At 71.4% G+C, this 9,769-nt stretch carries 8 protein-coding genes and 2 tRNA genes; 6 read left to right on the top strand and 4 right to left on the bottom strand.

The features are described 5' to 3' along the window. Positions 1–82: 82 nt before the first annotated feature. The 3 genes from lon to JAP66_RS25940 all read right to left on the bottom strand — a co-directional run bounded on the left by lon (position 83) and on the right by JAP66_RS25940 (position 4,414). Positions 83–2,557: an endopeptidase La gene (gene lon, locus JAP66_RS25950; RefSeq protein ID WP_199434461.1), complete on the bottom strand. Its 2,475-nt coding sequence runs from the start codon at positions 2,555–2,557 to the stop codon at positions 83–85. A 72-nt stretch (positions 2,558–2,629) separates the two neighbouring features. Further along, positions 2,630–3,487, bottom strand: a complete 858-nt coding sequence (locus JAP66_RS25945; RefSeq protein WP_199434460.1) for an SAM-dependent methyltransferase — start codon at positions 3,485–3,487, stop codon at positions 2,630–2,632. A gap of 9 nt (positions 3,488–3,496) precedes the next feature. Further along, entirely contained in the window at positions 3,497–4,414 is a 918-nt protein-coding gene (locus tag JAP66_RS25940; RefSeq protein WP_199434459.1) for a GNAT family N-acetyltransferase, read from the bottom strand. Between the two features lie 240 nt (positions 4,415–4,654). Here JAP66_RS25940 and JAP66_RS25935 point away from each other — a divergent pair, with 240 nt between their 5' ends. The 6 genes from JAP66_RS25935 (at position 4,655) to JAP66_RS25910 (ending at position 8,863) form a co-directional block, all read left to right on the top strand. Next, positions 4,655–7,318, top strand: coding sequence for a putative bifunctional diguanylate cyclase/phosphodiesterase (locus tag JAP66_RS25935; RefSeq protein ID WP_199434458.1), 2,664 nt, complete (start codon positions 4,655–4,657; stop codon positions 7,316–7,318). 84 nt (positions 7,319–7,402) lie between these two features. After that, positions 7,403–7,475 (top strand) — tRNA-Thr (locus tag JAP66_RS25930). A gap of 52 nt (positions 7,476–7,527) precedes the next feature. After that, a tRNA-Met gene (locus JAP66_RS25925) sits at positions 7,528–7,600 on the top strand. Positions 7,601–7,765: 165 nt separating this feature from the next. Next, entirely contained in the window at positions 7,766–7,930 is a 165-nt protein-coding gene (gene rpmG, locus JAP66_RS25920; RefSeq protein WP_092535388.1) for a 50S ribosomal protein L33, read from the top strand. Positions 7,931–8,015: 85 nt separating this feature from the next. Beyond that, a complete protein-coding gene (locus JAP66_RS25915) occupies positions 8,016–8,465 on the top strand; it encodes a MaoC family dehydratase N-terminal domain-containing protein (RefSeq protein ID WP_199434457.1) in 450 nt (149 codons plus the stop codon). Continuing rightward, a complete protein-coding gene (locus JAP66_RS25910; RefSeq protein ID WP_199434456.1) occupies positions 8,462–8,863 on the top strand; it encodes a MaoC family dehydratase in 402 nt (133 codons plus the stop codon). The genes JAP66_RS25915 and JAP66_RS25910 overlap by 4 nt, the downstream gene beginning before the upstream one ends. On the opposite strand, the gene JAP66_RS25905 is transcribed toward JAP66_RS25910, so the two are convergent. After that, complete coding sequence (locus JAP66_RS25905; protein WP_199434455.1) at positions 8,856–9,728, bottom strand: SGNH/GDSL hydrolase family protein; 873 nt, start codon at positions 9,726–9,728, stop codon at positions 8,856–8,858. The genes JAP66_RS25910 and JAP66_RS25905 overlap by 8 nt on opposite strands. Between the last annotated feature and the right edge of the window lie 41 nt (positions 9,729–9,769).

The following is a 9,769-nucleotide window of genomic DNA, read 5'->3' as shown; positions in this document are numbered from 1 at the left end:
GACATATGTGCTACCGAAGTCCTGAGACACAACACAGAGTTCTAACTGGTGTGCGCACTCACGACCCCCGACGTGCGGTTCGCTACGCCGCGCTGGCGAGTGTGGCGGCAGCGGGCTCCAGCGCGATGTCCAGCACCTCCCGCACCGTGGCGACCGGATGCACGTCCAGCTGCGCGCGGATCTCCTCCGGCACGTCGTCCAGGTCCGGCTCGTTGCGCTGCGGGATGATCACCGTCGTGATGCCCGCCCGGTGCGCGGCGAGCAGCTTCTGCTTCACCCCGCCGATCGGGAGCACCCGCCCGGTCAGCGAGATCTCACCGGTCATCGCGACATCGGTGCGCGCCACCCGCCCGGAAAGCAGCGAGGCGAGCGCGACCGTCATCGTGACCCCGGCCGACGGCCCGTCCTTGGGCACCGCGCCCGCCGGCACGTGCACGTGGACGCCGCGGTCCTTGAGGTCGCCAACCGGCAGCTCCAGCTCGGCCCCGCGCGAACGCAGGTACGACAGCGCGATCTGCGCCGACTCCTTCATCACGTCACCGAGCTGGCCGGTCAGCGACAGCCCGGTGCCGCCGGTCTCACCGTCCGCGAGCGAGGCCTCCACGTAGAGCACGTCACCACCGGCCCCGGTCACCGCCAGCCCGGTCGCCACACCGGGAATCGACGTCCGCCGCGCCGACGCGGGCAGCGACGACTCCGGCACGTGCCGCGGCCTGCCGAGGTAACCGGCCAGATCCTCGTCCTCCACAGGCACCGGCAGCGCCAGCTCACCGAGCGCCACCTTCGTCACGACCTTGCGCAGCACCTTCGCGATCGTGCGGTTCATCTCCCGCACCCCGGCCTCGCGGGTGTACTCCGCGGCGATCCGGCTCAGCGCCGCGTCGGTCAGCGCCACGTCGCCCGGACTCATCCCGGCCCGCTCCAGCTCGCGCGGCAGCAGGTGGTCTCGCGCGATCGTCACCTTCTCGTGCTCGGTGTAGCCGTCGAGCGTCACCAGCTCCATCCGGTCCAGCAACGGCTCCGGGATGGTCTCCAGCGCGTTCGCGGTCGCCAGGAACACGACGTCGGACAGGTCGAGCTCCACCTCGAGGTAGTGATCGCGGAACGTGTGGTTCTGCTCCGGGTCGAGCACCTCGAGCAGGGCGGCGGTCGGATCGCCGCGGTAGTCGGCGCCCACCTTGTCCACCTCGTCCAGCAGGATCACCGGGTTCATCGAACCGGCCTCCTTGATGGCCCGCACGACGCGGCCCGGCAGCGCCCCGACATAGGTACGGCGGTGCCCACGGATCTCCGCCTCGTCCCGGATGCCGCCGAGCGCGACCCGGACGAACCTGCGGCCCATCGCCTTCGCCACCGACTCGCCGAGCGAGGTCTTGCCGACCCCGGGCGGCCCGGCCAGGGCCAGCACCGCACCGGAGTGCCTGCCACCCACGGCAGGCGCGGCGGACTCCGACGGCGCCTCGGCGGTAGGGATTGCCTCGGCGGTGTCTGATGGCGCCTCGGCGGTAAAGATTGCCTCGGCGCGCCGCTGCCGCACCGCCAGGTACTCGATGATCCGTTCCTTGACGTCGTCGAGGCCCGCGTGGTCCGCGTCGAGCACCCGCCGCGCACCCGCGATGTCGTGCACGTCCGCGGTCCGCGTCCGCCACGGCATCTCCAGCACCGTGTCCAGCCACGTCCGGATCCAGCCCGCCTCCGGCGACTGCTCCGACGTGCGCTCCAGCTTGTCCACCTCGGCGAGCGCGGCCTTGCGCACGTCCTCCGGCAGCCCTGCGGCCTCGACCCTGCTGCGGTAGTCGTCGTCCGCCGCGCTGCCGTCCAGCTCACCGAGCTCCTTGCGGATGGCCTCGAGCTGGCGGCGCAGCAGGAACTCCTTCTGCTGCTTCTCCATGTCGTCGGCGACGTCCTTGCGGATGGAGTCGGTCACCTCCAGCTCGGCCAGGTAAGCGCGGGTGGTCTCCAGCGCCTTCTCCAGCCGCACCGCGACGTCCGGCTCCCGCAGCAGCTCCAGCTTCTGCGCGGTGCTCAGGTACGGGGCGTTGCCTGCGAGGTCGGCGATCGCGGAAGGATCCTCGATCCGCTGCACGGCGTCGAGCATCTGCCAGCCGCCGCGCTGCTGCAGTACCGAGAGCACCACGGACTTGAACTCCGCTGCCAGCTCACCGGTGCGCTCGTCGATCGGCAGCTCGGCCACCGGCTCGGCGCGCACCCATGCCGCGTCGCCGGGGCCCTGCCCCGGCTCGCCGGTCCACGCGCGAGCGGTGCCGCGCAGCAGCGCGGCCGACGTGCCGTCCGCGATCCGGCCGACGCGCTCGATCGTCGCCACCGTGCCGATATCGGCGAGCTCGCCGTCGACGCGCGGCACGATCAGCACCTCGGCCTTGCTCGCCGACGCGGACCGGATGCCGGGCAGCGACGCCGTGTCCGGCTGCCGTGCCCCGGCGGACTCCACGGCCGCACGGGTCTCGGCGCCGGTCAGGTCGAACGGGACGACCATGCCGGGCAGCACCACGTCGTCGTCGAGGGGAAGTACGGGCAGGAGCTGGGTCTGGCTCATCGAAACGCTCCTTCTGTGTTGAGTACATCCGACTCAACTTTCGGGAGCGTGGCCTGATTCCGGTGTTCGCCGTCAGCGAGCGGCGGGCCGCTCCGCCACCCCGCACCAGCCGAACTTGCGTGCCCGGTCCTGCAGGGGGTTGAGCTGGTGGTCCGGCCGCCAGTCGGCCGGGTGCACGAACCCGGGCTCGACCATCGGCCAGCCGCCGAACAGCGGTTCCAGCCCGGCGCGGTCGCGCAGCCACAGCGGGTTGCTCGTGTCGCGGTAGCCGGCCACGAACCGCTCCAGCTGCTCGGCCTCCTCCCCGGTGGCCTGCTCGCCGGTCATGTGCGAGATCGCCAGCCAGCTTCCCGGCACCAGCTTCTCGCTGTAGTGCCGCACGATTCCCGCCGGGTCGTCGTCGTTGCCGACGAAGTGCAGTACCGCGATCATCAGCAGGCACACCGGCTCGTCGAAGTCGAGCAGCCTCCGGGTGACCGGATCCTCCAGCACCTTCCGCGGCTGCCGGAGATCCTCCTGCACGATCCCGGCCCAGCCGGTCGCGCCGTCGCGTTCCAGGATGAGCGTCGCGTGCGCGGCCGCCACCGGCTCGTAGTCCACGTAGACGACCGTCGCGGCCTCGTCCGCGGGCAGGTGGTCGCGCACGATCTCGTGCACGTTGCCCACCGTCGGCACTCCGGAACCGAGATCGAGGAACTGCCGGATGCCCGCGTCGAGCGCAGCCTTCACCACCCTGCCGAGGAATCTCCGGTTCTGCGTCGCGAGGTCCTTGATCGGCGGGAAGATCCGCTCGATCTTCTTGCCGAACTCACGATCGACCGCCCAGTTCTGGTTACCGCCGAGGTACCAGTCGTACATCCGGGCGGCGGACGGCTTCTCGGTGTCGACCCCGGTGGGCGCGTCCGGTGCTGCCTCATTGCTCTCGGTCACCGTTCAGTTCTACCGGACCGCCGGTCGCCGGTACCAATAGGTCCACAACGGTCGGTAACCCTGCGCATACCAGAATGGTGTCGAGCGGGGGTTCGCCAGCGCGTGGTGCAGCAGCGCCACCTCCACGCCTGCCTCGTCGAAGACCTGGTGAGCGTGTTCGGCCAGCGCGCTGCCCACACCGCTGCCGCGCGCCTGCTCGGCCACGTTAAGTGAGGTGAGGTAGCCCACCCGGCGCGCGGCGACGTGCTCCCGCGTCCAGTCCGACTCGGGTGGCAGCTGGAGCTGCACGATGCCAAGCGGTTCACCGTAGAGCTCGGCGATCCACAACGAGGGCTCCCGCTCGGCGAGCAGCCTGCGCACCTCGTCCGTCACCGCCCGTTCCTGCTCCGGCCGCGGCGTGACCAGGCCGAACTGGGCGTCGTACTGGTTGAGCTCCAGGTGCAACCGGACGGCGGTGGCCAGGTCGCGCGGTTCGGCGCGCCGGATCCGTACGCCGGGGACGGCGGGTGGCCCGCTGCCGAGGCGGTCCGCCGGGCGGACCGCGATCACCCGGGCGGGCGCGAACCCGTGCCGCAGCAGCGTGTCCGAGCCCACGGTGTCCCGGCTCGGCCGCGTCACGACGGCCGCCGTGTCCCAGTCGCCCGGCGCGCAGTCACCGAGCAGCTCCTCCCACTGATCCAGCAGCTCACCGAGTTGCGCCGCGGCACCGGAGCCGGCCAGCCGGACTTCGAGCCGGTGTTCCACGAGCGGGCGCCACAGCGCGGCGGCGGAGCCGGCGGCGACCTCCGAGCGGGTCGCCAGCGCGGCGGCGTCCCTGGTGGCGAGCGGCGTTGCCCCGGTGCCGTCCCACGGGCCGGGCGGCGGCAGCAGCGAGTCCTCGGCGGACAGCCGTTTCGCGTGCTCGGTGGAGATGACCTCGATGTCCATACCGATATCCAAGCGGACGTGCGCCGGACCATGCCAGTCAGAGCGTGACTACGCCGGGCTACCCAGGCTGGTCCATTGTCACCCTCGTCACGAGGGCGGCATCACCGCGTTGGTGCCTCGTTAACCCTCAGGTGATCTGATGGTGCTCGATACAAGGCCGAACTACGCCCTCCGGGGTACAGTGATGCCCTCGTTCGCGACCCGGCCCTGGAAAGGGTGCGCGTAACGGAAGGAGGTTGCATGCCGGACGCACACGACGAGTCCGTCGGATCCGGCGTGGCCACAGCCGACACCGGCGACAGCACGGGTACCGCCGGTACCACCGGGACCACCACCGCGCACCAGGGCTCGGGCGGGCCACGGACGGACGAGCGCAGGTTCCGTGTCTACACGGCGGTGGTGCTCACGGCCGGCCTCGCGGCCGTGGCGGCCGTCTCCACCTGGCTTCCCTTCGAGGGCTCGGTCCACCTGTGGTGGATCGGACCACTTCTCGCGCTGGCCTTCCTCGGCGCCGAGCAGCTCGGCGTGAACGTCGACGTCCGCAGCGGCATCTCCTGGACCATCTCGTTCACCGAGATCCCGCTCGTCATCGGCTTCTTCGTCGCCCCGTTCGAGGTCGTCCTCGCCGCGCACGTCGTGGCCGGCATCGGCACCCTGCTGGCCCGCCGGGTCTCCGGGCGCATCCTCTACAACGCGGGCGCGTTCCTGCTCGAGATCACCAGCGCGTTCGCCGTCGCCGGGCTCGTCCGGCAGGCGCTCGGCAACCCGGCGGAGATGCCGTGGCTGGCCGCGCTCGCCGGGACGCTCACCGCGCCACTGGCCAGCACCCTGCTCGCGATGGCGGCCGTGCGGGTGCTCCGGCGGCGGATGCGGGTCGGCACGGTGCTGCGGCTGGCCGGGCGCATCCTCGTGGTCGGCTTCGTCAACGCCTCGGTCGGCCTCACCGGCTACCTGGTGATCTCCTCGACCCCCGAGGCATGGCCGATCGTGGTCGCCGTCTCCCTCGGCCTGGCCGCCCTGTACTGGGCCTACTCCGACCTCCTGCGCGAACAGCGCGACATGGAGGCGCTCTCCGACGTCAGTCTCATGGTCGCCCGCTCGGGTCAGCAGGCCGCCGCACGCCCGGCCAGCCGCGCCGACGAGATCGGCCGCGGGGTGGACGTCGGCGAGTGGTCCACGATCGCCGAGCGGATCAAAGACCAGCTCGCCGCGGGCCGGATCGTCCTGCGGCTACGGCTGGAACCGGACGAGGCGATGCGTTCGGTGGTCGCGGGCAGTGAGCTGCCCGCGGAGAACGTGTCCGCCGACGACCCGCTGCTGCGGCTGCCCGGCGCGCACGTGCGGCATTTCCGCATCACCGAGGCGAACCCCGAGGTTCGCTCGGCGCTGCTCGACCGCGGCGCGCAGGAGGCGCTGGTCGTGCCGCTGCGCAGTGCCAACCAGCTCCTCGGCGTGGTCGAGGCACACGACCGGCTCTCCCGCTGGCGCGGCTTCGGCAAGAGCGACGTCCAGCTGCTCGGCACGATGGCCAGCCACCTCGCCACCGCGCTGGACAACCGCAGGCTGCTCGCGACCCTGCGGCACGACGCCTACCACGACCCGCTCACCGGCCTGCTCAACCGTCCCGGCTTCCGGCAGGTCGCCCGCGACCCGCTGCGCGAGCGGGTGAGCTGCGTCGTGCTCAGGGTGGACCTGGACGTGTTCTCCACGGTCAGCGACGCGCTCGGCTATGCCTGGGCCGACCGGATGGTGATGGCCGCGGGCAGGCGCATCCGCGACGTGCTCGGCGCCGACGTGCCGCTCGCCCGGTTGGAGGGCGCCTCGTTCGCCGCGCTGCTCGTCGAATGCCAGCCGGAGGACGCGCACGGCGTGGCCGAGCGGTTGCGGGCGGAGCTCTCCGCGCCGTACCCGGTGGACCGGCTCACCGTCGAGGCGAACGCGATGATCGGCTACGCCTCGCCCGGCGTCGAGGACCAGGAGATCGTGGACGTCGACAGCCTGCTGCAACGGGCGGACGTGGCGGTGCGGGCCACCCGCGGCGGCGAGGAGGTACGCGGCTACGTGCCCAGCATGGGCCAGATCTTCCTGCGCCGTTTTCAGATGGTCACCCAGTTCCGGCAGGCGCTGGAGGACGGTCAGGTCAGCGTCCACTACCAGCCGAAGATCTCGCTGCCGAACAAGCAGGTGCTCGGCGTCGAGGCGCTCGTGCGCTGGCAGCATCCCGAGTTCGGCAAGGTCGACCCTGACGAGTTCGTGCCCGCGGTCGAGGCGGCTGGCCTGATCGGCGTGCTCACCTCGTTCGTGCTGGAGCAGGCGCTCGACCGGGTGCGCCGGTGGCTCGACGAGGGGCTGCGGATCTCCGTCGCCGTCAACCTCTCGGTGCGCAACCTCGCCGACGCCGAGTTCCCCGCCAAGGTCGTGGCGGCACTGGAGCGCTTCGGCGTGCCCGCGGAGCTGCTGACCTTCGAGCTCACCGAGTCGGGTGTCATGGCGGACCCGGCCCGCGCGCTGCCGATCCTGCGGGAGCTGCACGGGCTCGGCATCGTGCTGGCCGTGGACGACTTCGGCACCGGGTACTCGTCGCTGGCCTACCTGCGCCAGCTGCCGGTCGACCAGGTCAAGATCGACAAGAGTTTCGTGCTCGGTATGGGCACCGACCTCGGCGACCTCGCCGTGGTGCGCTCCATCGTCGAGCTAGGCCACTCCCTCGGCCTCACCGTCGTCGCCGAGGGCGTCGAGGAGGATCTCGCCAGGGACCAGCTGGAGGCGATGGGCTGCGACGTCGCGCAGGGCTACCTCATCTCCCGGCCGCTTTCGGAGGAGCGGCTCGACGCGTGGCTGCAGGCGCGCACGGCCCGCTCGTCAGGCAGGCAGGCCGAGACCGTGCTCACCCTGTTGACCTGAGATTCGGCCCCGCGACCCGATGGGGACCCCGGTTCGAGAGGGTGCCGACGGTTCAGGTACTCTTTTCGAGGCTCGTTGAGCAAGGCCCCTTTAGCTCAGTCGGCAGAGCGTCTCCATGGTAAGGAGAAGGTCTACGGTTCGATTCCGTAAAGGGGCTCGGTGTCTGGGCCGCGATCCGTAAGCTGGATATCGCGGCCCTGACCGTGTGGGGCGGTGTAGCTCAGTCGGTAGAGCAAGCGGCTCATAATCGCTGTGTCGCCGGTTCAAGTCCGGCCACCGCTACGCGAGTGGGTGGACCATGTCTGCGGAGTGCGCAGACCCTCTCGCTCCGCCAATGCCTTGGGGGTGCGACCCCCAAACCCCGCCCGGAGGGGCTCCGCCCTCCGGACCCCGGCCTGGTGGAAACCCCCGCCTGGCGGGGGAACCGAGTAGCGAGAAGGAGCCGCTGTGGCTGCCACCGACGTACGACCGAAGATCACGCTGGCGTGCGAGGAGTGCAAGCACCGCAACTACATCACCAAGAAGAACCGGCGCAACAACCCGGATCGCCTTGAGATGAAGAAGTTCTGCCCGAACTGCGGTACGCACCGGGTGCACAAAGAGACGCGCTGACGTCACGCAGGACTCGATGAGGCCGTCCCCGAACCCTCGGGGGCGGCCTCATCGCTGTCTCCCGGGTGGCCGGTAGCCTTCCGTCGTGCCTTTGGACCCGTCATTCGCCGGCCGGACGTACCCGCCCACGCGCACCTACGAGGTCAGCCGGGAGAAGATTGCCGAGTTCGCCGACGCCATCGGCGACGGCAGCCCGCTCCACCGGGACGCCGAGGCCGCCCGTGCGGCGGGCTACCCGGACGTGATCGCGCCGCCCACGTTCCTCACGATCATCAATCTGACCTCGATCAACGAGATCGTCGCCGATCCCGAGCTCGGCCTCGACTACTCGCGCATGGTGCACGGCGACCAGAGCTTCACCCACCACCGCCCGGCGCACGCCGGTGACCGGCTGCGGCTCACCGCGCACATCGAGGAAGTCTTCGCCCGTGCGGGCAACGACTTCCTCACCGTGCGCGCCGACATCGCCACCGTCGACGGCGAGCCGGTCTGCACCACCCGTGCCCAGCTCGTGGTCCGAGGGGAGAGCGCATGAACGCAGGAGACCAGCTGCCCGCCCTTTCGGTGCGCGTGACCCGCGAGCAGCTCGTCCGCTACGCGGGCGCCGCGCTCGACTTCAACCCGATCCACTGGAACGAGCGCTTCGCCAGGGACGTCGGCCTGCCCGACGTGATCGCGCACGGGATGCTCACGATGGCGCTCGGCGGCAGGCTCGTCACCGACTGGCTCGGCGACCCGGGCAGGCTGATCGAGTACGGGGCGCGTTTCACCCGGCCGGTCGTGGTCCCGGACGGCGACGAGGGTGCGCTGGTCGAGGTCACCGGGAAGGTCGCCGAGGTCCGCGACGACGGCACAGCGCGCGTCGATGTCACGGCGAAGTTCGACGGCAGGACGGTGCTCGGCAAGGCACAGGCGGTCGTCCGCGTCAGTTGACGACGTTCAGCAGCGCGTCCGCCATCGCCCGCTGCCCCCGCGCGGTCGGGTGCAGCGGCGCCGCCCCGGTCACCGGCTCGGGACCCTCGATCCAGCGGGCTCGCGGGGGAGCGCACATGCTGTGCCCCTCGGTGGCCCCCGCCGTGCCGGCGAACCCGGCGCCGTGCGCCCGCGCCTGCTCGGCGAGCATCGTGTTCAGCCCGCCGATCGCCTGCCGCAGGTACGCCACGTCCCCGGTGCCGTAGGGCACCTCGGGCCAGCACGAGCTCGCGTTCTCCGGCAGCACCGTGGGGTATCCGACGACCACGACCCTGGCGTCGGGCGCCTGCCGCCCGATCCGTTCCAGCGCGGCCCCGACCTTCGGTGCGGTGTCCGCGACCGCACGGGCCAGTTGGTCCGTACCACCGGAGGTGAGGCGGTCCCGGCATGGTGAGGCGGCGCGGTCACGGGTGGCGCATTGCTCCCCGAGCGCGACGAACCCGACGTCGTTGCCGCCGATCCCCAGCGTCACCAGCGTCGTGTCGGTGGTCACCGCGTCGAGCTGCGGCGGGTTGGTGCCCTCGGCGGTGCGCTGCGGATTGCTCAGGTGCTCGGTGGTGGCCCCGCCGCAGCTGACGTCGGCGAACTCCGCGGCGTCCACCTCGGGGCGTACCAGGCGCGGGTAGTTGTTGTCCGAGCGGCCGCAGCCGGGTGGCCTGCCCACCGGCTCGCCCGCCCCCGGCGCAGAGGTGTAGGAGTCGCCGAGCGCGACGTAGCGGCCCGGTGGCGCCGGCTCGGTCCGCTGCGACTGGTGGTAGCCGAAGGCGCCCGCGCCCACCGCGACGACGAGCACGGCGATCAGCGCGCTCCAGCCCTTCTTGCCCATCGACCTGTTTGTAGCCGATCAGCCATCGCCCGTCGAACCGG

The organism is Qaidamihabitans albus, from assembly GCF_016464705.1.
Taxonomy (GTDB): Bacteria; Actinomycetota; Actinomycetes; order Mycobacteriales; family Pseudonocardiaceae; genus Qaidamihabitans; species Qaidamihabitans albus.
Note: the sequence above shows the minus strand (reverse complement) of the source record. Positions and strands in the feature narration are given on the sequence as shown.